Here is a 26,800-nt window from a genome sequence, read left to right as displayed (position 1 = left end):
AATATATTAGGAGGAAAAGTATTATGGCATTTATTGGAGCAGGATTAGCAATTATAGGGGCAGCTATTGGAGCTGGTTATGGAAATTCAAAAGTTATTGCTCAAACCATAGAATCAATGGCTCGTCAGCCAGAGATGTCAGGTCAATTACGTTCTATGATGATTTTAGGGATAGCTTTCATTGAAGCTCTACCAATTTTAGGGATCGTCATTGCTTTACTTATGATCTTATAAAGAGTGAAAAAGCGGAGGTGATCGTCTCTTACGTCCTCCTGCTTTTTTGTCATAAAAGTTTTTAATTATAAAATAATTTGTAAAGGAGTTACAAGCATGCTAAATCAATTGGTTTTGTCAGTTGCTGATGTGCAAAATACGACTATTTCAAATATTGTTGTGGTTACCGGCTCATTTGTTTTATTATTGGCGCTTTTGAAAAAATTTGCGTGGAATGCAATTGCTGACATGATGAATAAACGTGAAAAAAAGATCGCCAATGATTTAGATTCAGCCGAACAATCACGCCAGAAAGCGCAAGAATTAGAAGACACGCGACAAGAACAATTGTCAGCTTCTAAATCTGAGGCTTCAGATATCATCAAAAACGCTAAAAGTACTGGAGAATCAAGCCGCCAAAAAATCGTCAACGATGCGCAAGATGAAGTATCACAGATGAAAGAAAAAGCTAGAGATGATATTTCTGTTGAACGTCAAGCAGCCCTATCTTCGGTTAAAGGGGATGTCGCTGATCTTTCGGTTCAAATCGCAGAAAAAATCATAAATAAAGAACTTTCTGAAGAGGCGCATGAATCGTTGATCAATCAATATATTGAAAGTTTAGGTTCAGAAGATGAAACTAGATAAGAACACAGTAGCTAAACGTTACGGCAAAGCCTTATACGAATTGGCGGCAGAAAAAGGGCAAGTCGAAGATATTTATCAAAAGTTACTTGTATTACGTGAGATTTTTGAAGCTGCTCCTGATTTGGGAGACATATTAAGCGATCGACGCTTAAATATGCAAGAAAAAAGAAGCATTATGGATGAATTGGTCAAAAATTTTGATGGAATGATTTATAATGCCTTAGAAGTTATTTTTCAGTATGGTCGGATGTATGATTTACTTCTGATTATCGATGAATATGAAAAAAGATATGATGAAAGTATGGGCGTTCTTTTAGGAAGTATAACCACAGCCATACCTTTGAAAAAAGAACAAAAAACCAAATTAACAACAAATATTGCACAAAAATTTGGTTATAAAATCGCAAATTTGCAAGAAAAGGTTGATCCTGCAATTGTAGGTGGGATCATCGTTGAAACAAATGGAAAAGTTATCGATGGAAGTTTAAAAACACGTATTGAAAATTTGCGTAATGAATTGAGCAAATAGAAAAACAGAGGTGAATTAGATGGCCATTAAAGCAGAAGAAATCAGTGCTTTAATCAAGGAACAAATCGATAATTACCAAAGTAAGTTAACTGTAGAAGAAGTTGGTACAGTAACTTACGTTGGTGATGGGATTGCTCGAGCACATGGTTTAGAAAATGCAATGAGCGGAGAACTACTTGAATTCGCCAATGGTTCTTATGGAATGGCGCAAAATTTAGAGTCTAACGATGTCGGAATTATTATTTTGGGAGATTTCGACGATATTCGTGAAGCCGATAGAGTGAAGCGAACAGGACGTATTATGGAAGTTCCTGTCGGAGAAGAAATGATCGGACGTGTAGTCAATCCGCTAGGTCAAGCCATAGACGGCTTAGGGGAAATTAAAACGGAAAAAACACGCCCTATGGAAGGTTCAGCTCCTGGAGTAATGGATCGTCAATCTATTTCTCAACCTCTACAAACAGGCTTAAAAGCAGTTGACGCTTTAGTTCCTATTGGTCGTGGACAAAGAGAATTAGTTATTGGGGATAGGAAAACTGGGAAAACGACAATTGCCATTGATACTATCCTTAACCAAAAAGACCAGGATGTTATCTGTATTTATGTAGCTATTGGACAAAAAGATTCCACTGTTAGAGCGCAAACAGAAACATTAAGACAGTATGGTGCTTTGGATTATACCATCGTTATGGCTGCAGGTGCTTCAGAACCAGCACCACTATTATATATCGCACCTTATACTGGAACGGCAATAGGAGAAGAGTTCATGTATAATGGCAAGGACGTCCTTGTAGTTTTTGATGATTTATCAAAACAAGCGGCTGCTTATCGTGAAATTTCCTTATTATTGCGCCGTCCACCTGGTCGTGAAGCTTATCCAGGGGATGTCTTTTATTTGCATTCACGTTTGTTAGAACGTGCCGCAAAATTAAATAATTCACTGGGGGCTGGTTCTTTAACGGCCTTACCATTTGTTGAGACACAAGCAGGAGATATTTCCGCTTATATTCCAACCAACGTTATCTCGATTACAGATGGGCAAATCTTTTTAGAAAGTGATCTGTTTTATTCAGGGGTAAGACCATCTATTGATGCTGGCCTTTCGGTTTCTCGTGTAGGTGGTTCAGGCCAAACTAAAGCGATGAAAAAAGTTTCTGGTACTTTGCGTGTAGACCTTGCAAGTTACCGTGAATTAGAAGCATTTACACAATTTGGTTCTGATTTAGATCAAGCGACACAGGCCAAATTAAATCGTGGTCGACGTACAGTGGAAATTTTAAAACAAGGTCTGCATGAGCCATTAGAAATGTCTAAACAAGTATTGATCTTATATTCATTGACTCATGGTTTTCTTGACGAAGTACCAGTGGACCAACTTTTAAATTTTGAACACGAACTATTTGATTACTTTGAGGCAAATCACCAAGATGTTTTGGATAAAATTAAGCAAACAGAAGATCTTCCAGCTGAAGAAGAAATGGATGAACCTATCAAAGAGTTTATACAAACATTCTTAGATGAAATACAAAATGGTTCACTAAGAGACAGTGTGCAATCACTTTAATAAGCAAAAGAGGTGAAGGTCTATGGCTGAGTCTTTAAATGAAATAAGAGACAGAATTGCTTCGACCAAAAAAACAGGACAAATTACTAAGGCGATGCAAATGGTTTCGGCTTCTAAACTTACTAAATCACAAGCCCATTCTAAACAATTTCAAATGTATGCGAATAAAGTCCGTGAATTGGTCACTCATATTGTAGCTGGCCAATTAACGGAAGGACATTCAGCTGAAGAATTAAAGCAATTAAATCCGATGTTGGTCAATCGACCAGTAAAAAGGACAGCTTACATTGTTATTACAGCCGATGGTGGACTAGTAGGAAACTATAATAGTTCTATTTTGAAGCAAATGATGACGATGTTACAAGAAGATCATGATTCTTCAGATGAATATGTAATGATTACCATTGGGGCTACTGGATCGGATTTTTTCAAAACTAGAGGGATCGATATCGCTTATGAATTACGGAATTTATCGGATCAACCAAGTTTTGATGAAGTGAGAAAAATTGTTAACTTAACAACTTCTATGTATCAAAATGAAGTTTTTGATGAGTTGTATGTTTGTTATAATCACCATGTAAATTCCTTAACAAGTCAATTTCGAGTGGAAAAAATGTTACCTATTTCAGATTTAGACCCTTCAGAGGCTACAGAATATGAGCAAGAATATATTTTTGAACCTTCTGAAGAAGAAATTTTAGATCAATTGTTGCCGCAATATGCTGAAAGTCTGATCTACGGAGCTATTGTTGACGCGAAAACAGCAGAACATGCTGCAGGAATGACAGCGATGCAGACGGCTTCAGACAATGCCGATAATATTATTAGTGATTTATCGACTTCGTACAATCGGGCTCGGCAGGGGGCTATTACCCAAGAAATTACAGAAATCGTTGGTGGCGCAGCCGCTTTAGAATAATTTCATAAATGAATGGAGGAAGAAATATGAGTTCAGGCAAGATTGTTCAGGTCATTGGTCCGGTCGTTGACGTAGAATTCTCGTTAGATGATACTTTACCAGATATCAATAATGCATTAGCCGTATATAAAAATGATGAGAACAAGACGCGTGTTGTATTGGAAGCTACTTTAGAACTTGGAGATGGGGTAATTCGTGCCATTTCTATGGGGTCTACTGACGGCTTGCAACGTGGCATGGAAGTTGTGGATACACAAGAACCTATTTCTGTTCCGGTAGGAAATGATACTTTAGGTCGTGTATTTAATGTGTTAGGAGAAACAATAGATAATCAGGAGCCATTTCCTGAAGATGCTGAAAAAAGTGGTATTCACAAAAAAGCCCCTAGTTTTGATGAATTAAGTACTAGTTCGGAAATATTAGAAACAGGGATCAAAGTGATTGATTTATTAGAACCTTATCTAAGAGGCGGTAAAGTCGGATTGTTTGGAGGCGCCGGTGTTGGAAAAACGGTGCTAATTCAAGAATTGATCAATAATGTTGCCCAAGAACACGGGGGTATTTCCGTGTTTAATGGTGTAGGTGAACGTACTCGTGAAGGTAATGACTTGTATTATGAAATGCAGGATTCAGGCGTTATCGAAAAAACAGCCATGGTGTTTGGTCAAATGAACGAACCACCAGGTGCTCGTATGCGTGTTGCTTTAACTGGCCTAACACTGGCAGAATATTTTCGAGATGTTGAAGGTCAAGACGTATTATTATTTATTGATAATATTTTCCGTTTTACACAAGCAGGTACCGAAGTTTCCGCTTTACTTGGTAGAATGCCATCTGCTGTTGGCTATCAACCCACACTAGCAACTGAAATGGGGCAACTGCAAGAACGGATTACGTCAACGGATAAGGGATCTATTACTTCTATTCAAGCAATTTATGTACCCGCGGATGACTATAGTGACCCGGCACCAGCAACAGCTTTTGCCCACTTAGATGCTACGACAAACTTGGATCGTAAATTGACTGAGCAAGGAATCTATCCAGCAGTGGATCCACTAGCTTCTACTTCAAGTGCTCTAACACCTGAAATTGTAGGACAAGAGCACTATGACGTTGCAACAAAAGTACAACGTACAATGCAACGCTACCATGAATTGCAAGATATTATTGCTATTTTAGGAATGGATGAGTTGTCTGATGATGAAAAAACTTTAGTATCACGGGCACGTAAGATTCAAAACTTTCTATCACAAAACTTCAACGTGGCTGAACAATTTACCGGACAACCTGGTTCTTATGTTCCAGTAAAAGAAACGGTCAAAGGTTTTAAAGAGATTTTGGATGGCGAACATGATGACTTACCTGAAGAAGCTTTTAGAAGTGTAGGTAGAATTGAAGAAGCCGTTGAAAAAGCGAAAAAAGTAGGTAGCTAGAAAGAGGTGCCTTATGGAGCAATATTTAACGGTCAATGTCGTAACGCCTAATGTCTTGGTTTTTGATCATCATGCAACGATGGTTGTTGCGATCACGACAAGTGGTGAACTGGGAATTTTAGTAAATCACGCACCGATTGTTGCCCCCTTAGAAATTGATGAAGTTCGAGTCAAACGGACGGATGCAGAAAACCATGTGAATTGGGTAGCTGTTAATGGGGGAATCATTGAAGTTCGTGATAACGTAGTAACAATCATTGCAGATAGTGCTGAAAGAGCACGGGATATTGACATTTCACGTGCTGAAAGAGCCAAGCAAAGGGCAGAAGAGACGATTGAACAAGCAAAACAAACATCTGATATCGATGAACAACAACGTGCTGAAGTTGCACTCCATCGTGCAATTAACCGTATCAATGTTTCAAAACACAGGTAAAAAAGGTAGTCAGAATAAATCTGGCTACTTTTTTATAGAATGCCATACATTTGTTAGTCTATTGAGTGTATGGCACTTTTTTTGTTAAAAAGCAACATATACTTTATAAGAGGCTAAATGTAAAATTTATTGAGGTTTTCTAGCGGACAAGTAAATAGTAAAACACGGACAAAAGTTCGACAATCTATTATCTGAAAACGAAAACACGGACAACAGTTTAGAAAAATTCTATCTGAAAATCCAAACATGGAGAGAGAAATGGAAAAGTTTTATCTGAAAAACAAAGATATAACTTTTATTTTACTAACGCAGGAGCTTCTCAATGCTTTATTCTCTGTCTTTGTCCAATGCTTAGCGTTTTCCCTTGAAGATTTTATAAGGTGATTATTTTTTATTTTGCTCTTTTTATGTTAACATAATTGTAATAATTGTTATGAGATTTAGTAAGCGAGGTTATTTTATGCAAACGTTCGGAATTGATGCTATTATACGTTTAGTTAGTCATTTTGCTTTTATTTATTTAGCATTTTGGTCTTTAGGCGCTTTACGCATCGAAGCTTTTTTTAAATCTCTTCATACCGCACAAATAAGGATGATCATTGTCCTTTTTTCCATTGTGATCGGTTATATAGCAAGTAGTTTTTTCTTGGAAATTATTACATTAAGTAAAAATATATTCTTAACATTTCTTTAATAAGCAATTCACTATATTATCAAAAACGAATGTGGTATACTTTAAAAGAATTTTGTCAAAAAAGTAACACGTTTTATTTGGAGGGAACAACATGGAAGAGATTATCGTTTATGGTGATAATCCATTAAAAGGAACCGTAGAAATTGAAGGGGCAAAAAATGCAGTTTTGCCAATTTTGGCTGCTAGTTTATTAGCAGAAGAAGGAACAACTAAATTCAGTAGTGTTCCGATTCTTTCAGATGTATTTACTATGAAAGAAGTTATTCATCATTTGAACGCAAAAGTGGATTTTGATTTGGATAAAAAAGAAATAACCGTTGATGCTTCATATCCTTTAGAAATTGAAGCACCTTATGAGTATGTTAGTAAAATGCGCGCTTCAATCGTTGTTTTAGGACCGTTATTAGCACGCAACGGACATGCAAAAGTAGCAATGCCTGGTGGGTGTGCTATTGGTAAACGTCCTATAGATCTTCATTTAAAGGGATTTCAGGCCCTTGGTGCTACTATTCATCAAAAGAATGGTTATATTGAAGCAGTTGCTGATCAACTTGAAGGCAATAGTATTTATCTTGATTTTCCTAGTGTTGGTGCAACACAAAATATTATGATGGCAGCTGTTAAAGCTAAAGGGACAACTACAATTGATAACGTAGCAAGAGAACCTGAAATTGTTGATCTAGCAAATGTACTTAATAAAATGGGCGCGAAGATTCATGGTGCTGGTACAGAAACAATGCGTATTGAAGGTGTAGAACAGTTGCATGCTGTAAATCATGCAATCGTACAAGATCGTATTGAAGCAGGCACATTTATGGTGGCTGGCGCAATGCCAAACAATGATGTTTTTATTAAAGATGCTATTGCAGAACATAATCGCCCATTGTTGTCTAAAATAAAAGAGATGGGTGCAGAAGTGACAGAAACCGAAGAAGGAATCAGAGTACAAGGTCCTTCACAATTACAACCTACTGATATTAAGACACTGCCGCATCCAGGGTTTCCAACAGACATGCAGGCACAAACTAGCGTGTTACAATTATTGGCAAATGGAACTAGTGTTACTACAGAAACAGTTTTTGAAAATCGTTTTCAACATTTAGAAGAAATGCGGAAAATGAATGCTCATATGAAAATCGACGGGAATGTAGCCATTATGCAAGGCAATGATTCACTTCAAGGCGCTTTGGTATACACAACTGATCTAAGGGCTGCGGCTGCATTAGTCCTAGCTGGGCTAAAAGCTGAAGGTATTACTCGCGTACGTAACTTAAAATATCTTGACCGTGGTTACTATCAATTCCATGAAAAGTTACAAAAGTTAGGCGCTAATATCGAACGAGTGAACGATAATCCAGTAAAAGAAGAAGTCCAGGTATAAAATTAGGAGGTCATGATGTATTTAAGTCGTGATGTATTAATTTCATTAATTAAAGTTTTATCAGTTATTGCATTAGCCGTGGTCTTGTTTTTTGTTGGTTTAATGATTGGTTATAGTGGAATTGGCGATGGTTCACCGTTACATGTTTTCAGCCGAGCACTATGGCAGCATATTTTTGAGTTTGTTCAATTTTAAGAGATTGTGGTAAGCATCTCTTTAATAATAAAATAACCGAACTATGAAGAGATGGCTTTCGTCTGGATGTAATGCAGAATTAGCGAATCTCATCCGGTGTAGTTCGGCTATTTTGCTTGTTTCTCAAAAAGGAGTCCAGAGCTTATGCAAAAGATTTTTTTAATTTTAATCAGAGGATATCAACGGTTTATTTCTCCTTTATTCCCTCCGAGTTGCCGTTATTATCCTAGCTGTTCTAGCTATATGCTAGAAGCTTTAAAGGTTCATGGAACATTTAAAGGTTTGGTGATGGGGATTGCACGTATTTTACGTTGTAACCCATTTGCCAAAGGTGGTATTGACTATGTACCTAAAGAGTTTTCTTTAAAGAAAAATACTGTGGATCAAGAAAAGCCAATCTACAGCTATAAAACCCATTAAAAAACGTAAAACTATTTAGTCCTCAGGTGCTTGCGCCTGAGGTTCATTGTATTTAATATGTAAGTGAAGATGAATATACAGTTTTTAGTATTTTACACAAGATATAAATGTAAATATAAGCTAGTTTTAGCTTGATTTTTGTATTTTATTCTAGCGTTACATAGAAAATATGCTAAAATGAATTTCGAGGTGAGAAGTTTGAAGAAGAATAAAGAGATTGAAGTTCACAGTGAAGAAACTAGTAGAAATATCAAAGGGCAGACTTACCCAGTAACTGAGTTATATATTGGTAAAAAGCAGATTGGTGAAGTGCTTAGTTTTGGACCAAAAGAATTTCAAAGTTTTGCGGATGATGAAGATTTAGGAACTAGTAAAACTTTGGATCTAGCGATTGAAACAATTATTCGTCGTTGGAATTTACATGAAAATTAAAATTTATTGCCAAAAATTATTGCAAAAATATAAAATATCTTGTATTATATCTAAGTCAGGTTTTTACCGGACTTTTTGGAGGAGTAGCGAAGTGGCTAAACGCGGCGGACTGTAAATCCGTTCCTTCGGGTTCAAAGGTTCGAATCCTTTCTCCTCCACCATTGGGATATAGCCAAGCGGTAAGGCAATGGACTTTGACTCCATCATGCGCTGGTTCGAATCCAGCTATCCCAGTTTTGCGGGCATCAGATTTTTTCTGGTGCTTTTTTTGTTGATTTCATTTAATTTTTGCGATAGTCTAAGAGAAAGCTTACATTCAGTGAAAAAATAAAAAGATCAAATAAATCAATAAGGGAAGTGTTAAGATGAAGCTTGGAAAGAATCTAAAAGGAAAACTTACTGAAGCAGCGGAGACCATTTACGATGTGTCTAAAAAAGATGTGGAAGTAAATGTTGGAAAAAAAGGGCTGGCAGTTAAGGAAAAACGCCCAACTCGCCAACGCATTAAATGGCAGGCCAAAATTCGTTAGTTTATGAATATGATTGTCTTTAAACTTAAGTTAGCGTATTTGACTTTCATTTTTCGATTAAAAAATGTTTTAGAAGGAGGTGGCATCTTTGCCAGAAACCTTACCTGTATATCTCCAAATTCATGATAAAATCAAAGATAAAATTGAAGCAGAATATTGGAAAATCGGTGATCGACTTCCTTCTGAAAGAGAATTGTCTGAAGCATTCGGTGTCAGTCGGATGACATTAAGACAAGCCATTCAAACTTTGTCTGATGAAGGTATATTAGAAAGAAAGATTGGTTCAGGTACTTATGTAGCGCGGCAAAAAGTACAGGAAAAAATGAGTGGTACTACAAGTTTTACTGAAATTATGCTTTCTCAAGGACGTAAGCCTTCGAGTAAAGCTATTTCTTATTTTTTCACGCAACCAAGCTCCAGTGAGATGGAACGTTTAAGTTTAACTGAGCATGAAGCCATCTTACGAATGGAAAGAGTTCGTCTAGCAGATGGTATTCCTATATGTTTTGAAGTTGCAAGTATTCCGGAAAAAATTATCCGTGATTTTAGTAAAGAGGAGATTTCTGCTTCTTTATATCGTACCCTAGAAGAAAAAGGACAACACAAAATTGGAAGAGCGAATCAAACCATTTCTGCTGTTGTTGCATCAGAAAAGAAAGCTGAATACTTGCAAGTTAAAAAGGGCGATGCGATCTTACTAATGCGACAAGTATCTTATTTTGAAGATGGTACACCGTTTGAGTATGTGCGCAGCCAGTATGTAGGCAATCGTTTTGAATTTTTCTTAGAAAAATAAGCTAAGCACTGCAAAGCCCGATATAAAAGGGGCTTTGCAGTGCTTAATTTTTTATCAAATGTTCATGATAACGTTTCTCACCTTTTTCAAAACTGGCTTGATTGTTTAATAATTCTGTGACTGCTTCAATAAAAGTATCCAAATTTTTGACAAGTACACATAAAGTCACTTTTTCTAAAAATTCTGTGTTAGCAACCATATACTCCTGCTGTTCCAAAAAGTTTTGTAATTTACCTAGCAGTGGGTAATCAATTGTGACATAAATTTCTTCTTGTAAAATACCTTGGACGATCTTTGTTTCTTCTAGGGCATGGCTAACAGAATGAGAATAAGCACGTATCAAGCCTCCTGCGCCTAATTTTGTGCCACCAAAATAGCGAGTAACGACTGCGCAAACATTAATCAGCTCCTGTTTTTTTAATACTTCTAACATGGGATTACCCGCTGTACCAGAAGGTTCGCCATCATCGCTGGAACGCTGTATCTCAATTTCTTCGCCTATGAGAAAGGCACTACAATTATGATTAGCTTTCCAATGTTTCTTTTTTAATTCTTGTATAAAAGCTTTAGCTTCATCTTCGGTGTATACTCGTTTTAATGAACAAATAAAGCGTGATTTTTTAATTTCTAATTCCGCTTGTCCATCTTTTTGAATCGTACGATAACTTTCAAGCATTAATTTCACCTCTGTTTTTTACTTTCATTTATTAGTATAATATAGTTGGAAGTTAGATGGCAGTATTTCGCTTAAAAGTTGCATTTTGTTCTTTCAGGCGTGATAATGGAAATAAGGAGGGGTTGGCATGGCAGGAAGAAGAAAAAAATATGATGTGATCACTACATATCTTAAAAATAATGGTGGCACACAAGTCACATTAACTTTTACTCAATTTGATGAGTTATTGTTTCCTGCTCGTGGACTTCCGAGGTCTGCTCGCACCTTCGTTGACTGGTGGACAAATGATTATTTACATCCTGAAAATGGTGCTTATGCTTGGTTAAATGCCAATTACGAAGTTGTTCATGTTAACTTAGAAAAAGAGTTTGTTGTTTTTCGACCACTGCTTAAATCAAGTTGGATTAGACCGATGGATTAAGGAAACGTTGACAATGGTTGCAAAAACTTTATAATTAAAGATATACTTTGTTGTTTTTAGTTTTAAAAGTGGAGGGGAGATTTATCATGGCAAAAAAAACAATTATGCTCGTATGTTCTGCTGGGATGAGTACAAGTTTGTTGGTGACTAAAATGCAAAAGGCTGCTGAAGAAAAAGAAATTGACTCAGATATCTTTGCAGTATCTTCATCAGAAGCAGATACACAATTAGAAAATAAAGATGTAAATGTTTTATTATTGGGCCCACAAGTTCGCTTTATGAAGGCTGATTTTGAAAAGAAATTAGCATCTAAACAAATTCCGGTAGATGTAATCGATATGTCAGATTATGGAATGATGAATGGTGAAAATGTTTTAAACCAAGCACTTAATTTACTTGATGAATAAAAAATATTGAAAAAGGCAGGAGTCAAAAAAAGACTTCTGCTTTTTTTGCGTATTTATCATTGAGGTGATAAATATGGAAGAATTATATGGTCGACAAAAAGGTATGTTAAAAGACGAACTTTCTCAACTCGATGACTCTTTTCAGTGTCGTAAAGCTTTGTTGATTACAAATAAGGTGAGTTGCCAACGCTGCGGGAGTCATTTTTCCAAAAATGAAAATCAGCTATCCAGTAAAGAATACTATTGTCCTTATTGTATTCAATTTGGTCGTCTAAGTACACAGACTTATTTAGTAACGCAAAATGAGACAAAGAAGACGCCGCGCGAGGTTTGTTTTACTTGGCGAGGAAAGTTAACGCCAGCACAACAAAAGGTGTCAGACAATATTTTAAAGAATTATCAAAAGGGTAAAAATACACTGATATGGGCCGTTACAGGTTCAGGAAAGACGGAAATGATTTTTTCAGTTGTGCGTGATTGTTTACAAAATGGTGGGCGCTTAGCAATTTCTTCTCCTAGGATTGATGTTTGCCGAGAACTGTACCCACGGATCAATGAAGTTTTTCCAGAGGAAGAAACTTTACTTTTATATGGTGATTCTGAGCAAAAGTACCGTTATAATGCTTTGACTATTTGTACTACTCATCAGTTGCTGCATTTTTATCAGGCTTTCGATTTATTGATCATTGATGAAGTGGATGCTTTTCCTTATGAAGGAGATAAAACATTGGCATTTGCTCAGAAAAACGCCTTAAAAAAAGATGGAAAATATATTTATTTAAGTGCGACCCCACCTAATCATCTATTAAGTTCTTTAAAAAAGACTTTTTGTATTGAAAAATTACCTATTCGCTTTCACGAACGACCCTTAGTTGTTCCTCAATTAATTTGGTATGAAAGTTGGCAGCATTGTTATTACTCAAATTGGAAGATAAAGAAATTTGTAGCTTATTTAAAAAAACTATTAGAAGATAATGATGTACTCGTTTTTTGTCCTAGCATTAGCTACATGCAGAATTTATACAAAAAGGTAAGTCTCTTTTTTTCCTCAACAAAAATGGACTGTGTCTCTTCTTTGGATAAACAAAGAGAAGAAAAAGTTCAAAATATGCGCGATGGCATCTACCGTGTTTTATTTTGTACTACGATTCTTGAGCGTGGTGTGACTTTTGAACATATTTCTGTCATAGTTATGGGAGCAAATCATAAAATTTATAGTAAATCAGCTTTGGTACAAATTGCAGGTCGTGTTGATCGTAAGGGAAGCTATCAACATGGACAGGTGGTCTTTTTTTATAATCAACAAACACAAGCTATCCGAGATGCTTGTGAGGAGATCAAGAAAATGAATCGCTTGGCTAAGGAGTGGATCGCGTCATGAGATGTAGTTATTGCCAGTGTGAAATTATTCGTAATCTGACTGTTAAAGAACTACTTTTTCCTTTTTCTATAAGTAGTCAGCGTTGTTATCTTTGCCAAGAAAAATTTGAGCAAATCACAAGTCCTGCTTGTCCTACTTGTGCTAATCCAGGATGGACAAGTATGTGTGATGAGTGCCAACAATGGCAACAAAGATATCCGTACTATGATTTTTGCCACCAAGCTTTATTTTCTTATGATGAAGCTTTCAAAGAGTGGATTTACCAATACAAATTTTTAGGAGATTTTCGTTTAAGAAAAACATTTATAACTGAAATTCAACACTACTTTTCTCATAAAAAAGATTGGATCGTGTGTAGTGTTCCTTTGTCTGAAAAACGATTTTTCCAGCGAGGATTTAATCAAGTAGAAGCTTTTTTGCAAGCAGCCGGCATTAAAACGCAAAAATTATTAGTAAAAAAATTAAATAATGCGCCACAATCTGAAAAAAGCCGGCAAGAGCGCTTAGCGGCGCCTCAAGCCTTTAGAGCAACAGAAAATATGACTAAGATAAAAAATCAAAAAGTATTATTGGTAGATGATGTTTATACGACTGGTAGAACGCTCTTTCACGCTGCTGAAATATTACAAACTTATCAACCAAAAGTGCTTCATACTTTTTCTCTTGCTCGTTAAAAAGAAGTTAAAATTGTTAACGATTTCTTTTGCATTTATACCAAAGTTCGATATAATGAATATAAGAAGAGGAAAAAGAACTTTTTTATCTTCTTTAATTGGCAGATGAAAGGGGCAATTGTTATGTTCAGTTACAATGTTCGAGGAGAAAATATAGAAGTTACTCAGGCGATTCGCGATTATGTGGAGAAAAAAGTTGGTAAATTAGAACGTTATTTTAATGACGTGCCTGAAGCAACAGCTCATGTAAATTTAAAAGTTTACACGGAGAAAACGGCTAAAGCGGAAGTAACGATTCCACTACCTTATCTCGTCTTGCGCGCTGAAGAAACTTCGCCTGATTTATACGGAAGTATCGACTTAGTTGTTGATAAATTGGAACGCCAAGTCCGTAAATTTAAAACAAAAATTAATCGGAAAAAACGTGAAGCATCCAAACCTGAAGCTAATCAAGAAGTCTTTTTTGAAGATGAAGAGCCAGAAGAAAATAATGGCTCCGACCTTGACATCGTTCGTACAAAACGTCTTTCATTAAAACCAATGGATAGTGAAGAAGCTGTTTTACAAATGAATATGTTAGGACATAACTTTTTCATTTTTGAAGATGCGGATACGACAGGAACCAGTATCGTTTACCGTCGTAAAGATGGGAAATACGGTTTAATTGAAACAGACTAATATTTAAATACGCAAAGACTTCAGTTAACTGAAGTCTTTGCGTACTTTTTGAAATTTTTACTAATATAAGGCTCATAGAATTGTTCTATGAGCTTTTTCATGTTAGATTATTAAAGTATATGAAAATCGTTGTTAAGCTTTCACAAAACGGTAGCAATCAAATAAAACAAATGCTAAAATATAGTGAAGACTTTCTAGTAAATGATAAGTAAATGAGTCATTTAAAAACAGTTTTCACTGTTTTTAAATTGTTTTTAATAAAGGAGATTTTAATAAGAATGGCCAACTTTTTTAAAACATTGATTGAAAATGATAAAAAAGAAATCAAACGCCTCGGCCGTATGGCTAACAAAATCGAAGCGTTAGCGGACGAAATGAGTGCTTTGTCTGATGAAGAAATACGACAAAAAACAGATGAATTTAAGCAACGTTACAATAATGGTGAAACATTAGATGATTTGTTAACAGAAGCTTTTGCTGTTGTACGTGAAGCAGCTAAGCGAGTACTAGGTTTATACCCTTTCAGAGTACAGTTGATGGGTGCTATTGTTTTGCACGAAGGAAATATTTCTGAAATGCGTACAGGGGAAGGAAAAACGTTGACAGCAACGATGCCTGTTTATTTGAATGCCTTATCGCAAAAGGGTGTTCACGTGGTAACTGTCAATGACTATCTAGCTTCTCGTGACTCTACTGAAATGGGCGAATTGTATAACTTTTTAGGGCTTACAGTAGGTTTAAATGTTAACTCTAAAACCACAGAAGAAAAACGAGCTGCTTATTATAGCGATATTACCTATAGTACAAACAGTGAAATAGGTTTTGACTACTTAAGAGATAACATGGTGGTTTATCCTAAGCAAATGGTTCAGCGTCCACTTAACTATGCAATCGTGGATGAGGTTGATTCGATTTTAATCGATGAAGCAAGAACGCCGTTGATCATTTCTGGACAGGCAGAAAAATCAACCGCTCTTTACTTACGTACTGATAATTTTGTTAAACGTTTGAAAGAAGAAGATGACTATAAAATTGATGTACAATCAAAAACAATCAGTCTTACAGAAGACGGTATAGAAAAAGCAGAAGAAAATTTTGGCTTGGAAAATCTTTATAATATCGAAAATGCTGCTTTAACTCACTACTTAGATCAAGCCCTACGCGCAAATTATATCATGATTCGGGATAATGATTATGTTGTACAAGATGGAAAGGTAATGATTGTAGACCAGTTTACTGGACGTATAATGGAAGGGCGTCGTTATTCCGATGGTTTGCATCAAGCGATTGAAGCTAAAGAAGGCGTAGATATTGAAGATGAAACTAAAACAATGGCTTCAATCACTTTCCAAAACTTTTTCCGTATGTATAATAAGCTTGCAGGGATGACAGGTACAGCTAAAACTGAAGAAGAAGAATTCCGCGAAATTTATAATATGGAAGTTATCCAAATTCCAACAAATGAAGCGGTCATTCGTGAGGATCGATCAGATTTATTATATCCGACTTTAAATAGTAAGTTCAAAGCTGTAACGCAAGATATCAAAGAGCGTTACCGTAAAGGACAACCTGTACTAGTAGGGACTGTAGCTGTTGAAACTTCAGAGTTGCTTTCTAATATGTTGGATAAGGAAAATGTGCCCCATGAAGTTTTAAATGCTAAAAACCACTTCAAAGAAGCAGAAATTATTTTAAATGCTGGACAAAAGGGTGCTGTAACTATTGCAACGAACATGGCTGGTCGTGGAACAGACATTAAACTAGGGCCAGGTGTTGCAGAAGTAGGTGGCTTGGCTGTTATTGGTACAGAGCGACATGAATCACGCCGAATCGACAACCAATTGCGTGGCCGTTCAGGGCGTCAAGGAGATCCAGGTATTTCTCAATTCTACTTATCACTAGAAGACGATCTGATGAAGCGTTTTGGTTCAGAACGAATTAAAGTCTTCTTAGATCGGATGAAAGTTGATGACGAAGATGCTGTTATCCAAAGCAGAATGTTATCAAGACAAGTTGAATCAGCGCAAAAACGAGTTGAAGGAAATAACTACGATGCACGTAAAAATGTTTTACAATACGATGATGTGATGCGCGAACAACGTGAAGTCATCTATGGACAACGGCAACAAGTGATCTTAGAAGACCAATCATTATCAAAAACCTTGATGCATATGGTAAAACGTACGATTGAACGGGCGGTTGCTGGTCATACTCAATTTGAAGAAAATCAATTGAACTACGAAGGTATTGCTGATTTTGCCGGAAGTGTCTTGGTGAATGAAGATGCAATCACCGTAGACGATTTAAAAGGTAAAACAGCCCAAGAAGTAACAGATTATTTATACCAACTTGCTCAAGAAAAATTTGATGAAAAAACGGAGCAATTAAACAGCTCGGAACAACTGTTAGAATTTGAAAAAGTTGTGATTTTACGTGTTGTTGATACGAAATGGACGGATCATATTGATGCGATGGATCAATTGCGTCAATCTATTGGCTTACGTGCTTATGGACAAAATAATCCTTTGGTTGAGTATCAAAGCGAAGGTTTTACCATGTATGAAAATATGATTGGTGCTATAGAATATGATGTTACTCGTTTGTTTATGAAAGCTGAAATTCGCCAAAATGTACAACGCGAACAAGTTGCTCAGGGCGAAGCAGAACAAACAAATACAGAAAATACGAATAGCGCTAAAAAACGGCCTGTAAATGTAAAAAAAGTAGGACGTAATGATCCATGTCCTTGTGGTAGTGGGAAAAAATACAAAAATTGCCATGGCAAAAAATAAAAACAAATAAGACTGGACAATATTGCCCAGTCTTATTTTGCGCAATGCAGCAAAAAATGGTATGATAGCCACGTTTGAAGAAAGAAGGTACATTCATGGAACTTAAAGAAATCCGTAAACAAATTGATGAGATGAAAGAACAAATCGCTAGCTTTAGGGGGTCTCTTTGACCTTGATCAGTTAGAAGAGGATATTGCACAAGCGGAAAATCAAATGGCAGATCCTTCCTTTTGGGACGACCAGGAAAAAGCACAAAGAATTATTAATGAAAATAACCGTAAAAAAGAAACCTATGATAATTTTAATCACTTGGCTAAAGGCGTCGAAGATGCTGAAGTCTTGCTTGAGATGTTGCAAGAAGAAGCAGATAGCGACTTAGCCGCTGAATTGGATGACAAAATGGTTAAACTACAAAAAGAAATGGCGGACTATGAACTGGCATTACTTTTAGATGAACCATACGATCGTAATAATGCAATTGTTGAGCTTCATCCAGGAGCAGGTGGTACTGAGTCGCAAGATTGGGGGAGTATGCTGTTACGGATGTATACTCGCTGGGCTGAAAGTCATCATTTTCAATTAGAAACGATTGATTATCAAGCAGGTGAAGAAGCCGGTATTAAAAGCTTGACACTTTTGATTAAAGGTCATAATGCTTACGGGCTTTTAAAATCAGAAAAAGGTGTACACCGGCTGGTCCGTATTTCTCCCTTTGATTCAGCTAAAAGACGTCATACATCATTTTGCTCGATTGAAGTAATGCCAGAAATGGATGAATCTATTGCTATTGAAATCAATCCGGATGAACTGAAAATAGACACCTATCGTGCTAGTGGGGCTGGTGGACAACATATCAATAAAACAGAATCGGCTGTACGGATTACCCACTTGCCGACCGGTACGGTGGCAGCCAGTCAAGCGCAACGTTCTCAAATAAAAAATCGAGAACAAGCGATGAATATGTTAAAAGCGAAATTGTATCAACAAGAACGCGAAAAACAAGAACAAGAGCAAGCTGCCTTGCGTGGAGAACAGCTTGAAATTGGTTGGGGATCGCAAATTCGTTCCTATGTTTTTCACCCATATCAAATGGTCAAAGACCATCGTACAGATCATGAAACAGGCAATACCGAAGCAGTTATGGATGGTCAAATTGATGAGTTTATCGATGCCTATTTGAAGATGGAGTTAAACAATAAAGATTGAGAAAAGTCATTAAATTGAAAAGAAAATGTAACTTCAAGAAAAACCAATGAAATATTTACATGCTATAATGAAGCGGTGTGACTAAAAATGTTTAGGAGAGATAGCCATGATTGAAATGAAGGATGTAACCAAAAAATATTCGAATGGCACAGCAGCTATCCGTGGGCTTTCGATTTCGATCGACCAAGGGGAATTTGTCTATGTTGTTGGTCCTTCTGGCGCTGGGAAATCAACATTTGTTAAATTAATATATCGGGAAGAAAAACCGACTAGCGGCGATTTGCAGATTGCAGATTATGATTTGATGAAAATTAAAAATCGTGAAGTGCCTTATTTACGTCGTGAAATTGGCGTAGTATTCCAAGATTATAAATTGTTGGAAAGAAAAACAGTTTATGAAAATGTTGCTTATGCTATGCAAGTGATTGGACGTAGACCTAGAGAGGTAAAAAAACGGGTTAATGATGTTTTAGAGATGGTCGGTTTAAAACATAAGGCTCGCGTATTTCCAAATCAGTTATCTGGTGGAGAACAACAACGTGTTTCTATTGCACGTGCGATTGTAAATACACCTCAAGTTTTGATTGCTGACGAACCGACGGGAAACTTGGATCCAGAAATTTCCTGGGAAATCATGAGATTATTAGATCGTATTAATGCTCAAGGAACAACCGTTGTTATGGCTACGCATAACAGAACCATTGTAAATACGATTCGACACCGAGTGATCGCTATTGAAAATGGTAAAATCATTCGAGACCAAGCGGAAGGGGAGTATGGATACGATGCTTAGGAATTTTTTCCAACATGTTTTAGAAAGCTTAAAAAGTTTACGGCGTAATGGTTGGATGACTGTTTCTTCTGTTACAGCAGTAACTGTGACATTGGCCTTACTGGGCGCGTTTCTTGTTATTATTTTAAATACTGTAAAATTGGCCCAAGATATGGAAAACAATGTCGAAGTATCTGTTTATGTTAACTATGAAACAGACGAAGATGAGAAAAAAGAATTAAGAAATAATTTGGAAGAAATTCCTCATGTGGAATCCATTGATTTTTCCAGCAAAGATGAAGAGCTAGCAAGAGTTCAAGCTTCATATGGCGATTCTTGGGACTTGTTTGACCAAGATAATCCTTTACTCGATGTCTTTATTGTTAGAGCTGATGATCCACAATATGTAGAAGATATCACTGAAGAAGCCAATGGTATGACCGAATATGTTCATGATGCCTCTTATGGCGAAGATCTTTCCGACAGAATTTTTAGCATTGCGCAAAGAACACGGACTTGGGGCTTGATTGGTTCGATTGTTTTAATTATCGTAGCGATCTTTTTGATTTCTAATACGATTCGAATGACGATTCTCACACGGAAACAAGAAATTCAGGTTATGCGCTTAGTGGGTGCTAAAAATGGTTACATCCGTTGGCCGTTCTTTCTTGAAGGTGGGTGGATCGGTTTGATAGGATCCATCATACCGATTATTTTAATGTATACCGGATATAATAAAGTTTACGAGCTCGTCAACCCAATATTAGAACGATCAAACTTTAGCTTGTTACAACCAGGATCATTTAACTGGCAAATGAACCTTTTACTTGCCGTTATTGGTATTGTCATTGGTTCGGTCGGTTCTGCGTTTTCAATGCGCCGTTTCTTGAAATTTTAGAAAAAGATATAAAAAAAGCAGCTGGTTCATCTAGCTGCTTTTTTTGCGTTATGGTATTATAATTCTTCATGAGTACGTGGGTCTTGTGCTGAAACCCGGGCCTCTTTTTGATCTAAAGCAATGATTTGTTGCAATTCGTCTGTTGTTAATTCAAAATCAAAGATATCAAGGTTTTGCGTTTGCCTTTTTGGATTACGAGATAATGGTAAAGGAAGCGCCCCTAGTTGGTATTCCCAGCGTAAAATAATTTGTCCCACATTTTTATGGTATTTTTCAGCTAAATCAACCAATAGTGGTAGCTCAGTAATAGGTTTGCTTAACTTATGATCAATACCGCCTAGCGGACTCCAGGCTTCTGTTAAGATCTGATGTTTTTTGTGATAGTCTCGTTGTTCGGGCTGGCTAAACAAAGGATGTAGTTCAACTTGATTTACAGCTGGAAGAATCCCAGTTTCTTTTTTTAACTTGTCCAAGTGTTCCGGCAAGAAATTCGATACACCGATTGAACGAACAAGGCCGAAACGTTGTGCATCGATCAGTGCCTGCCAAGCTTCGACGTATTCATCACGTTTAGGATTTGGCCAGTGAATAAGATAAAGATCATAATAATCCAAACCCGCACGATATAAAGATTCTTGAATAGCAGAAATTGCTGCATGGTACTTGTGATGACGTCCAGGTAGTTTAGACGAAAGTAATAATTCTTCTCGTGCTACACTTGATTGCTTGACTGCTTGACCTAGTGTTCCTTCATTTTCATAATTATAGCCAGTATCTAGTAAGCGGTAGCCATGATCGATAGCAGAAGAGATTACGCGAATGCCTTCTGAACCTTTTAAGCCCGAAGTACCAAACCCGACGGCAGGTAGTAAGGTTCCATCACTTAGTTGAAATGTTGGTATTGCCATCAATTATTCCTCCTTATTTAAAAGTTACTATACAACAACCGTATCGTGGGGGAAAATAAAAGTCAAATAAAGTAGTAACATGGAAGTCTTCAAGGGAAAACACGAAGCAATTCAAGGCTATTGGACAAAGAATAAAACGTTGAGAAGCGCTCGGTTTAATAAAATAAAGGTTGTATCCTTGTCTTTCAGTTAAAACTTTTCCAATTCTCTCTCCGTGTTTGGATTCTCAGATAAGGGTTTTCTAAACTATTGTCCGTGATTTCATTTTCAGATAATAGATTGTCGAACTTTTGTCCGTGATTTACTATTTACTTGTCCACTAGAAAATTTAGAGTAACATGTGAACAAATAGATTGATTAAGGAGAAGTAATAAGAGTTTCACTCCCTATGTTCAAGATATCAGGGAGCTTTTTTTTAGCCTATTTTAAGGAATTTTTAATTTAAAAATTACCAATTAAAATTCTGCAATGGCAGTTTAAAATATAAAACGCTTTAATTCAGCAGAACAGTAAAATAAGGTTTTTAACTAAAATGAAACATGCTAAAATAAAGAAGATCATATTTGTCATTAGTCATGAAAACGGCAATTTTGTCGTATAACACGATTCAAATAAAGGAGTACACTAATGAAAAAAAGTTAATGATATTGTTGACAATTGCTTTTACGATGATCCTTTCTGGTTGTAGTAAATGGATCGATCAAGGAGAATCGGTAACAGCCGTTGGATCCTCTGCTTTGCAGCCTTTGGTTGAGACAGTAGCTGAAGAATTTCAACAAGATCGACCCGGCCAATTTGTGAATGTTCAAGGTGGCGGCAGCGGTACTGGTTTGAGTCAAGTGCAGTCTGGTGCAGTGGATATCGGAAACTCTGATATGTTTGCAGAAGAAAAAGATGGTATAGATGCAAGTCAGTTAGTCGATCATCGCGTAGCGGTTATTGGTATTACACCTATTATTAATAAAGAAGTAGGTGTAAAAAATTTATCTAAAGATGAATTGAAACAAATATTTCTAGGAGAAATTACTAATTGGAAAGAGCTTGGGGGGGAAAATCAGGACATCGTTATTTTGAACCGCGCTTCTGGTAGTGGCACTAGAGATACTTTTGAAAAATGGATACTTGATGATGAAAATGCAGTTTCCGCTCAAGAACAAGATTCAAGCGGAATGGTTAGGCAAATCGTCAGTGATACCCCAGGAGCAATTAGTTATATTGCTTTTTCTTATGTCACCAATGACGTGGATACCCTATCCATTGATAATGTTGAACCTACAGATGAAAATGTGACCACCAATGATTGGCCGATTTGGTCTTATGAACATATGTATACAAATGGTGAACCTAAAGGCTTAACAAAAGAATTTTTGGATTATACTCTTTCAGAAGAGATACAAAAAAATCTAGTAGGAGAACTTGGTTATATCCCGGTATCACAGATGGAAGTTGAACGTGATGCTAACGGAGATATTGTAGAGTAGCATTTACATAAACTTTACAAACTTCGTGTGAACTTTACAAGCTCTTCATTAAAAATTGATATTGTAACGTTAGACTTAAAAGGGTAATAGGAAATAAGGAGGAAACCTTTTGGAAAACGTAAAAGAAGTGCTAACCAAAAAATCGAAAAAATCCAAGCTAGAACGACGTGGAAAACTACTTAGTTTTTTGTGTATTTCTATTATCGTACTAGTTGTATTATCCATCTTTTATTTTGTCGCTAGCAAAGGACTGGCTACATTTTTTGTTGACAATGTAAATGTTATGGACTTTTTATTCGGAACAGAATGGAACCCTGGGCAAGTAGGATCGGACGGGCAACCAATGGTAGGAGCACTACCCATGATTATTGGTTCCTTTATGGTGACTTTTTTATCGGCAATCGTTGCTACACCCTTTGCCATTGGCGCAGCGGTCTTTATGGTTGAGATCTCGCCTAAAAACGGGCAAAAGTTTTTACAACCTGTTATCGAATTACTTGTCGGTATTCCTTCCGTTGTTTATGGTTTTATCGGCTTGTCTATTATTGTACCTGCTATTCGTTATATTTTTGGCGGTACAGGATTTGGTATTTTAGCTGGGACCTTTGTTTTATTTGTTATGATTTTACCAACGGTAACGACAATGACAGTAGATGCCTTAAAAGCTGTACCGCGTCATTATCGTGAAGCTTCACTTGCCTTAGGCGCGACACGTTGGCAAACAATATATAAAGTGGTACTACGAGCAGCTATTCCCGGTATTTTAACGGCCGTGGTTTTTGGTATGGCGCGTGCTTTTGGAGAGGCTTTAGCTATTCAAATGGTTATTGGAAATGCTGCATTAATGCCAACTAGTTTAGTAACACCCGCTTCAACATTAACTTCAATTTTGACAATGGGGATTGGAAATACCATTATGGGAACTGTTGAAAACAATGTACTTTGGTCGCTTGCTTTAATTTTACTATTAATGTCATTGATATTTAATATAGCTATTCGTATGATCGGTAAGAAGGGAGCGATGAAATAATGAAAGCAAAACGTTGGGATAAAATTGCGACAGGTGTACTTTACGCGATTGCTGCTTTTCTTGTTTTGATTCTTGCCTTTTTATTATTATATATACTTATTCGTGGCCTGCCTCATATTTCATGGGAATTTTTAACTCAACCCGCAAAAGCCTATCAAGTAGGCGGGGGAATTGGTATTCAATTGTTTAACTCTTTTTATTTATTGTTGATTACGATGCTAATTAGTTTTCCGATCTCTTTGGGTTCAGGAATTTATTTATCTGAATATGCGAAGAAAAATTGGTTAACCGATGTCATTCGGACTTCAGTAGAAATTTTAAGTTCTCTACCTTCTGTTGTTGTCGGTTTATTTGGCTTCTTGATTTTTGTTGTCCAGTTTCAATATGGATTTTCCATTATTTCGGGTGCTTTAGCCTTAACCTTTTTCAATTTACCACTATTAACTAGAAATATTGAAGAATCCTTGAACGCTATCCATCATACACAAAGAGAAGCCGGTTTAGCTTTAGGACTTTCTCGTTGGGAAACCGTGCTGCATGTGATCTTGCCAGCAGCGACACCAGGTATTTTGAGTGGTGTCATCATAAGTTCTGGTCGTATTTTTGGAGAAGCAGCGGCTTTAATTTATACAGCGGGACAAAGTGCGCCTGCTTTGGATTTTACCAATTGGAATCCACTGAGTGTTTCAAGCCCAATTGGTTTATTCCGTCAAGCGGAAACATTAGCTGTACACATTTGGAAAATAAATTCGGAAGGAACTATGCCTGATGGAGATGCAGTTTCTGCAGGTGCTTCAGCCGTTTTAATCCTTGCAGTATTACTATTTAATTTTAGTGCACGCGCTGTGGGAAAGAAATTATATAAAAAGATCACATCTGCTTGATTGTCTACTATTTATTAGCCTTTAACTAAGGGAGTTTAAATCATTATGGAAGAGTATAATTTACAAGATAGAAATATTATTCAAATGAAAGATCAAGATGTCATTTTGAATACAGAGGACTTACATGTCTGGTATGGAAATAATGAAGCGATTAAAGGCATTGATCTTGCATTTGAAAAAAATAAAATCACTGCTTTAATTGGTCCATCTGGTTGCGGAAAATCGACTTATCTTCGTTCACTCAATCGTATGAACGACGAGATCCCTAATACAAAAGTAACGGGGAATATTATGTACAAAGACGTCGATTTGAATTCAAAAGAAGTTGATGTTTTTGAAATGCGCAAACGAATCGGTATGGTTTTCCAACAACCTAATCCTTTTAGTAAATCTATTTATGAAAATATTACTTTCGCGCTTGAACGTCATGGTGAAAAAGATAAGAAAAAACTAGATGAAATTGTTGAAACTAGCTTAAAACAGGCGGCTTTGTGGGATCAAGTCAAAGATTCCTTACACAAGAGTGCATTGGCATTGTCTGGGGGCCAACAGCAACGTCTATGTATTGCTAGAGCGATCGCTATGAAGCCTGATGTTCTTCTTCTAGATGAGCCAGCAAGTGCTCTAGATCCTATATCAGCCGGAACAGTGGAAGAAACGCTCATTCAACTGAAAGAAAATTACTCTATTATTATTGTAACGCATAACATGCAACAAGCTGCTCGTATTAGTGATTATACAGCTTTCTTTTATTTAGGAAATGTCTTAGAGTATGATGTAACGCGTAAAGTCTTTACCCGACCGAAAATAAAAGCGACTGAAGACTACGTTTCCGGACATTTTGGTTAGCTAAGAAGAAAGGATATAGACAAATGGCAGAAACAATTATAACCACAGAAAATCTCCATTTATACTACGGACAAAATGAGGCGTTAAAGGGTATCAACCTTGTTTTGAATAAAGGTGAAATTACTGCTTTAATCGGTCCCTCTGGTTGTGGAAAATCTACCTTTTTACGTTGTTTAAATCGTATGAATGATTTAATCCCCAATGTGACAACAACCGGCAGTGTGCTTTATAAAGGACAAGATATTTTTGGCCCTAAAACAGATACGGTGGAATTGAGAAAAGAAATTGGTATGGTTTTTCAACAACCCAATCCTTTTCCTTTTTCTGTCTATGAAAATATCACCTATGGTTTAAAATTAAAGGGGATAAAGGAAAAAGACGAATTAGATCGGATTGTTGAAGAAAGCTTAAAGGCTGCTTCTGTCTGGGATGATGTTAAAGATAAATTACATGAAAATGCTCTTGCACTATCGGGTGGCCAACAACAACGTGTTTGTATCGCTCGTGTTTTGGCAGTAGATCCTGATATTATTTTATTAGATGAACCTACAAGTGCTTTAGATCCAGTATCTTCTGGTAAAATTGAAAATACCTTATTGGAGTTAAAAGAAAAGTACACGATGGTCATTGTTACGCATAATATGTCTCAGGCTTCTAGGATTTCAGATAAAACTGCCTTTTTCTTAAATGGTGATTTGATTGAATTTAATAAAACAAGAAATATCTTTTTAAATCCACAAGAAAAACAAACAGATGATTATATTTCTGGTAGATTTGGCTAAAATTTCATATAATAGAGGATGAAAGGGTGAAAACATTATGTTACGTTCCCAGTTTGAAGAAGATTTATTGAATTTGCATAATCAATTTTATGAGATGGGGATGCTGGTTAGCGATGCTGTCTCTAAATCTGTTACTTCTTATATCACACATGATAAAAACTTGGCAAAAGAAGTTATCGATAATGATGAGCATGTGAATGAACATGAAGTAAAGTTGGAGAAAAAAAGCTTTGAAATGATCGCACTACAGCAACCTGTTACGATTGATTTGCGTACCATTATTACGGTGATGAAAGCCAGCTCTGATTTAGAACGAATGGGGGATCATGCGGTTTCTATTGCTAAATCCACGATTCGCGTTAAAGGAACAACACGTATTTCCGAAATTGAAAAAATCATTTCTGATATGTCAGATTATATCAAAAAAATGGTAGACAATGTTTTGATTGCTTATGTTAAAACGGATCAAAAAGATGCTAAAATGATCGCCAAAATGGATAAGCAAATCAATCAATATTATCATGAGATTTATTCTAGTACCATTAAAACCATGCAAGAGCGACCGGAAACAGTTGTTAGTGGAACTGATTATCTAAATGTTGCGCAATATTTGGAACGTATAGGTGATTACGTGACAAATATCTGTGAATGGATTGTTTATTTAGCGACTGGAAAAATTACGGAGTTAAATTCAAATTGTCAAATTGATGAACCATAAAAAGGCGTCGATTCTGTTAAAGGATCGGCGTCCTTTTATAAAATAAAAAATTTG

General features: G+C 36.4%; 31 protein-coding genes and 2 tRNA genes. 31 read left to right on the top strand and 2 right to left on the bottom strand.

All coding sequences use genetic code 11. From position 1 onward, the window contains the following. Positions 1-23: 23 nt before the first annotated feature. The 16 genes from atpE to C7K42_RS03920 all read left to right on the top strand — a co-directional run bounded on the left by atpE (position 24) and on the right by C7K42_RS03920 (position 10,189). The gene (gene atpE / locus C7K42_RS03990; RefSeq protein ID WP_014125134.1) at positions 24-233 is read left to right on the top strand and encodes an ATP synthase F0 subunit C; all 210 of its coding nucleotides are present in this window, start codon (positions 24-26) and stop codon (positions 231-233) included. A gap of 96 nt (positions 234-329) precedes the next feature. Further along, positions 330-860 (top strand): F0F1 ATP synthase subunit B, encoded by a 531-nt coding sequence (atpF, locus tag C7K42_RS03985; RefSeq protein WP_014125133.1) that lies wholly within the window; start codon positions 330-332, stop codon positions 858-860. Beyond that, entirely contained in the window at positions 847-1,389 is a 543-nt protein-coding gene (locus C7K42_RS03980) for a F0F1 ATP synthase subunit delta (RefSeq protein ID WP_014125132.1), read from the top strand. Before atpF ends, C7K42_RS03980 begins: the two co-directional genes overlap by 14 nt. Positions 1,390-1,408: 19 nt before the next feature. Next, on the top strand, positions 1,409-2,953 hold the full coding sequence (atpA, locus tag C7K42_RS03975) for a F0F1 ATP synthase subunit alpha (RefSeq protein WP_103099946.1): 1,545 nt from the start codon (positions 1,409-1,411) through the stop codon (positions 2,951-2,953). Positions 2,954-2,975: 22 nt separating this feature from the next. Further along, positions 2,976-3,872 (top strand): F0F1 ATP synthase subunit gamma, encoded by an 897-nt coding sequence (locus tag C7K42_RS03970; protein ID WP_103083997.1) that lies wholly within the window; start codon positions 2,976-2,978, stop codon positions 3,870-3,872. Between the two features lie 26 nt (positions 3,873-3,898). Next, entirely contained in the window at positions 3,899-5,305 is a 1,407-nt protein-coding gene (gene atpD / locus C7K42_RS03965; protein WP_014125129.1) for a F0F1 ATP synthase subunit beta, read from the top strand. Between the two features lie 13 nt (positions 5,306-5,318). After that, complete coding sequence (locus C7K42_RS03960; protein WP_103099945.1) at positions 5,319-5,741, top strand: F0F1 ATP synthase subunit epsilon; 423 nt, start codon at positions 5,319-5,321, stop codon at positions 5,739-5,741. Between the two features lie 460 nt (positions 5,742-6,201). Then, the gene (locus tag C7K42_RS03955; RefSeq protein ID WP_103083999.1) at positions 6,202-6,435 is read left to right on the top strand and encodes a DUF1146 family protein; all 234 of its coding nucleotides are present in this window, start codon (positions 6,202-6,204) and stop codon (positions 6,433-6,435) included. A gap of 91 nt (positions 6,436-6,526) precedes the next feature. Further along, entirely contained in the window at positions 6,527-7,816 is a 1,290-nt protein-coding gene (gene murA / locus C7K42_RS03950) for a UDP-N-acetylglucosamine 1-carboxyvinyltransferase (protein ID WP_103099944.1), read from the top strand. 15 nt (positions 7,817-7,831) lie between these two features. Further along, the gene (locus tag C7K42_RS03945; RefSeq protein ID WP_103099943.1) at positions 7,832-8,011 is read left to right on the top strand and encodes a DNA-directed RNA polymerase subunit beta; all 180 of its coding nucleotides are present in this window, start codon (positions 7,832-7,834) and stop codon (positions 8,009-8,011) included. Between the two features lie 144 nt (positions 8,012-8,155). Next, complete coding sequence (gene yidD / locus C7K42_RS03940; protein WP_103084002.1) at positions 8,156-8,431, top strand: membrane protein insertion efficiency factor YidD; 276 nt, start codon at positions 8,156-8,158, stop codon at positions 8,429-8,431. A 198-nt stretch (positions 8,432-8,629) separates the two neighbouring features. Beyond that, positions 8,630-8,863 carry a DUF2969 domain-containing protein gene (locus C7K42_RS03935; RefSeq protein ID WP_103084003.1) on the top strand — a complete coding sequence of 78 codons (234 nt, stop codon included), beginning with the start codon at positions 8,630-8,632 and terminating at the stop codon, positions 8,861-8,863. 77 nt (positions 8,864-8,940) lie between these two features. Further along, positions 8,941-9,024 (top strand) — tRNA-Tyr (locus tag C7K42_RS03930). A 1-nt stretch (position 9,025) separates the two neighbouring features. Then, a tRNA-Gln gene (locus tag C7K42_RS03925) sits at positions 9,026-9,097 on the top strand. A gap of 131 nt (positions 9,098-9,228) precedes the next feature. Further along, positions 9,229-9,393, top strand: coding sequence for a hypothetical protein (locus C7K42_RS12850; protein ID WP_170157594.1), 165 nt, complete (start codon positions 9,229-9,231; stop codon positions 9,391-9,393). An 88-nt stretch (positions 9,394-9,481) separates the two neighbouring features. Beyond that, the gene (locus C7K42_RS03920; RefSeq protein ID WP_103084004.1) at positions 9,482-10,189 is read left to right on the top strand and encodes a GntR family transcriptional regulator; all 708 of its coding nucleotides are present in this window, start codon (positions 9,482-9,484) and stop codon (positions 10,187-10,189) included. 43 nt (positions 10,190-10,232) lie between these two features. Here C7K42_RS03920 and C7K42_RS03915 read toward each other — a convergent pair whose 3' ends face one another. Beyond that, complete coding sequence (locus C7K42_RS03915) at positions 10,233-10,865, bottom strand: YigZ family protein (protein ID WP_103091652.1); 633 nt, start codon at positions 10,863-10,865, stop codon at positions 10,233-10,235. Between the two features lie 127 nt (positions 10,866-10,992). On the opposite strand from C7K42_RS03915, the gene C7K42_RS03910 reads away from it, so the two are divergent. From C7K42_RS03910 to ftsX, 9 genes are all read left to right on the top strand, one after another. Beyond that, complete coding sequence (locus C7K42_RS03910) at positions 10,993-11,286, top strand: DUF7662 domain-containing protein (RefSeq protein ID WP_103084006.1); 294 nt, start codon at positions 10,993-10,995, stop codon at positions 11,284-11,286. Between the two features lie 86 nt (positions 11,287-11,372). Beyond that, positions 11,373-11,693 (top strand): PTS sugar transporter subunit IIB, encoded by a 321-nt coding sequence (locus tag C7K42_RS03905; RefSeq protein WP_103084007.1) that lies wholly within the window; start codon positions 11,373-11,375, stop codon positions 11,691-11,693. A gap of 73 nt (positions 11,694-11,766) precedes the next feature. Further along, positions 11,767-13,074, top strand: a complete 1,308-nt coding sequence (locus C7K42_RS03900) for an ATP-dependent helicase ComFA (protein WP_103084008.1) — start codon at positions 11,767-11,769, stop codon at positions 13,072-13,074. Further along, positions 13,071-13,748 (top strand): ComF family protein, encoded by a 678-nt coding sequence (locus C7K42_RS03895; protein ID WP_103099942.1) that lies wholly within the window; start codon positions 13,071-13,073, stop codon positions 13,746-13,748. The genes C7K42_RS03900 and C7K42_RS03895 overlap by 4 nt, the downstream gene beginning before the upstream one ends. A 123-nt stretch (positions 13,749-13,871) precedes the next feature. Further along, the gene (hpf, locus tag C7K42_RS03890) at positions 13,872-14,426 is read left to right on the top strand and encodes a ribosome hibernation-promoting factor, HPF/YfiA family (RefSeq protein WP_014125115.1); all 555 of its coding nucleotides are present in this window, start codon (positions 13,872-13,874) and stop codon (positions 14,424-14,426) included. Between the two features lie 278 nt (positions 14,427-14,704). Further along, positions 14,705-17,218, top strand: a complete 2,514-nt coding sequence (gene secA, locus C7K42_RS03885) for a preprotein translocase subunit SecA (RefSeq protein ID WP_103091653.1) — start codon at positions 14,705-14,707, stop codon at positions 17,216-17,218. Positions 17,219-17,313: 95 nt separating this feature from the next. Further along, a protein-coding gene (prfB, locus tag C7K42_RS03880; RefSeq protein ID WP_103083741.1) for a peptide chain release factor 2 occupies positions 17,314-18,424 on the top strand; the annotation gives its coding sequence in 2 pieces (ribosomal slippage) (positions 17,314-17,385 and positions 17,387-18,424; 1,110 coding nt in all). A gap of 106 nt (positions 18,425-18,530) precedes the next feature. Beyond that, on the top strand, positions 18,531-19,217 hold the full coding sequence (gene ftsE / locus C7K42_RS03875) for a cell division ATP-binding protein FtsE (protein ID WP_014125112.1): 687 nt from the start codon (positions 18,531-18,533) through the stop codon (positions 19,215-19,217). Beyond that, positions 19,210-20,094, top strand: coding sequence for a permease-like cell division protein FtsX (ftsX, locus tag C7K42_RS03870; protein ID WP_014125111.1), 885 nt, complete (start codon positions 19,210-19,212; stop codon positions 20,092-20,094). The genes ftsE and ftsX overlap by 8 nt, the downstream gene beginning before the upstream one ends. Before the next feature lie 56 nt (positions 20,095-20,150). Here ftsX and C7K42_RS03865 read toward each other — a convergent pair whose 3' ends face one another. Continuing rightward, positions 20,151-21,002 carry an aldo/keto reductase gene (locus C7K42_RS03865; protein WP_014125110.1) on the bottom strand — a complete coding sequence of 284 codons (852 nt, stop codon included), beginning with the start codon at positions 21,000-21,002 and terminating at the stop codon, positions 20,151-20,153. Positions 21,003-21,643: 641 nt separating this feature from the next. Between C7K42_RS03865 and C7K42_RS03860 the strand changes: the two genes are divergently transcribed. The 6 genes from C7K42_RS03860 (at position 21,644) to phoU (ending at position 26,746) form a co-directional block, all read left to right on the top strand. Further along, positions 21,644-22,483, top strand: coding sequence for a phosphate ABC transporter substrate-binding protein PstS (locus tag C7K42_RS03860; RefSeq protein WP_103099941.1), 840 nt, complete (start codon positions 21,644-21,646; stop codon positions 22,481-22,483). 109 nt (positions 22,484-22,592) lie between these two features. Beyond that, entirely contained in the window at positions 22,593-23,513 is a 921-nt protein-coding gene (gene pstC / locus C7K42_RS03855; protein WP_014125108.1) for a phosphate ABC transporter permease subunit PstC, read from the top strand. Next, the gene (gene pstA, locus C7K42_RS03850) at positions 23,513-24,397 is read left to right on the top strand and encodes a phosphate ABC transporter permease PstA (RefSeq protein ID WP_014125107.1); all 885 of its coding nucleotides are present in this window, start codon (positions 23,513-23,515) and stop codon (positions 24,395-24,397) included. Before pstC ends, pstA begins: the two co-directional genes overlap by 1 nt. 45 nt (positions 24,398-24,442) lie before the next feature. Further along, complete coding sequence (gene pstB, locus C7K42_RS03845) at positions 24,443-25,246, top strand: phosphate ABC transporter ATP-binding protein PstB (RefSeq protein WP_014125106.1); 804 nt, start codon at positions 24,443-24,445, stop codon at positions 25,244-25,246. A gap of 23 nt (positions 25,247-25,269) precedes the next feature. After that, positions 25,270-26,028, top strand: coding sequence for a phosphate ABC transporter ATP-binding protein PstB (gene pstB / locus C7K42_RS03840; protein ID WP_014125105.1), 759 nt, complete (start codon positions 25,270-25,272; stop codon positions 26,026-26,028). 37 nt (positions 26,029-26,065) lie between these two features. Further along, complete coding sequence (gene phoU, locus C7K42_RS03835) at positions 26,066-26,746, top strand: phosphate signaling complex protein PhoU (RefSeq protein WP_014125104.1); 681 nt, start codon at positions 26,066-26,068, stop codon at positions 26,744-26,746. Positions 26,747-26,800: the final 54 nt, after the last annotated feature.

It is taken from the genome of Tetragenococcus halophilus subsp. halophilus DSM 20339 (assembly GCF_003841405.1).
Lineage (GTDB): Bacteria > Bacillota > Bacilli > Lactobacillales > Enterococcaceae > Tetragenococcus > Tetragenococcus halophilus.
This window is presented reverse-complemented; position numbering and strand designations above follow the sequence as displayed.

Excerpts from the sequence above, each read along its gene's own strand:
- atpE (WP_014125134.1), top strand. The coding sequence starts at position 24 with ATGGCATTTATTGGAGCAGGATTAGCAATTATAGGGGCAGCTATTGGA.
- yidD (WP_103084002.1), top strand. The coding sequence starts at position 8,156 with ATGCAAAAGATTTTTTTAATTTTAATCAGAGGATATCAACGGTTTATT.
- C7K42_RS03860 (WP_103099941.1), top strand. The coding sequence starts at position 21,644 with ATGATATTGTTGACAATTGCTTTTACGATGATCCTTTCTGGTTGTAGT.
- pstB (WP_014125106.1), top strand. The coding sequence starts at position 24,443 with ATGGAAGAGTATAATTTACAAGATAGAAATATTATTCAAATGAAAGAT.
- pstA (WP_014125107.1), top strand. The coding sequence starts at position 23,513 with ATGAAAGCAAAACGTTGGGATAAAATTGCGACAGGTGTACTTTACGCG.
- C7K42_RS03915 (WP_103091652.1), bottom strand. The coding sequence starts at position 10,865 with ATGCTTGAAAGTTATCGTACGATTCAAAAAGATGGACAAGCGGAATTA.
- murA (WP_103099944.1), top strand. The coding sequence starts at position 6,527 with ATGGAAGAGATTATCGTTTATGGTGATAATCCATTAAAAGGAACCGTA.
- C7K42_RS03905 (WP_103084007.1), top strand. The coding sequence starts at position 11,373 with ATGGCAAAAAAAACAATTATGCTCGTATGTTCTGCTGGGATGAGTACA.
- atpA (WP_103099946.1), top strand. The coding sequence starts at position 1,409 with ATGGCCATTAAAGCAGAAGAAATCAGTGCTTTAATCAAGGAACAAATC.
- C7K42_RS03955 (WP_103083999.1), top strand. The coding sequence starts at position 6,202 with ATGCAAACGTTCGGAATTGATGCTATTATACGTTTAGTTAGTCATTTT.
- ftsX (WP_014125111.1), top strand. The coding sequence starts at position 19,210 with ATGCTTAGGAATTTTTTCCAACATGTTTTAGAAAGCTTAAAAAGTTTA.
- C7K42_RS03900 (WP_103084008.1), top strand. The coding sequence starts at position 11,767 with ATGGAAGAATTATATGGTCGACAAAAAGGTATGTTAAAAGACGAACTT.
- C7K42_RS03895 (WP_103099942.1), top strand. The coding sequence starts at position 13,071 with ATGAGATGTAGTTATTGCCAGTGTGAAATTATTCGTAATCTGACTGTT.
- phoU (WP_014125104.1), top strand. The coding sequence starts at position 26,066 with ATGTTACGTTCCCAGTTTGAAGAAGATTTATTGAATTTGCATAATCAA.
- ftsE (WP_014125112.1), top strand. The coding sequence starts at position 18,531 with ATGATTGAAATGAAGGATGTAACCAAAAAATATTCGAATGGCACAGCA.
- C7K42_RS03960 (WP_103099945.1), top strand. The coding sequence starts at position 5,319 with ATGGAGCAATATTTAACGGTCAATGTCGTAACGCCTAATGTCTTGGTT.
- C7K42_RS03865 (WP_014125110.1), bottom strand. The coding sequence starts at position 21,002 with ATGGCAATACCAACATTTCAACTAAGTGATGGAACCTTACTACCTGCC.
- hpf (WP_014125115.1), top strand. The coding sequence starts at position 13,872 with ATGTTCAGTTACAATGTTCGAGGAGAAAATATAGAAGTTACTCAGGCG.
- C7K42_RS03910 (WP_103084006.1), top strand. The coding sequence starts at position 10,993 with ATGGCAGGAAGAAGAAAAAAATATGATGTGATCACTACATATCTTAAA.
- C7K42_RS03980 (WP_014125132.1), top strand. The coding sequence starts at position 847 with ATGAAACTAGATAAGAACACAGTAGCTAAACGTTACGGCAAAGCCTTA.
- C7K42_RS03945 (WP_103099943.1), top strand. The coding sequence starts at position 7,832 with ATGTATTTAAGTCGTGATGTATTAATTTCATTAATTAAAGTTTTATCA.
- C7K42_RS03970 (WP_103083997.1), top strand. The coding sequence starts at position 2,976 with ATGGCTGAGTCTTTAAATGAAATAAGAGACAGAATTGCTTCGACCAAA.
- pstB (WP_014125105.1), top strand. The coding sequence starts at position 25,270 with ATGGCAGAAACAATTATAACCACAGAAAATCTCCATTTATACTACGGA.
- atpF (WP_014125133.1), top strand. The coding sequence starts at position 330 with ATGCTAAATCAATTGGTTTTGTCAGTTGCTGATGTGCAAAATACGACT.
- atpD (WP_014125129.1), top strand. The coding sequence starts at position 3,899 with ATGAGTTCAGGCAAGATTGTTCAGGTCATTGGTCCGGTCGTTGACGTA.
- C7K42_RS12850 (WP_170157594.1), top strand. The coding sequence starts at position 9,229 with ATGAAGCTTGGAAAGAATCTAAAAGGAAAACTTACTGAAGCAGCGGAG.
- secA (WP_103091653.1), top strand. The coding sequence starts at position 14,705 with ATGGCCAACTTTTTTAAAACATTGATTGAAAATGATAAAAAAGAAATC.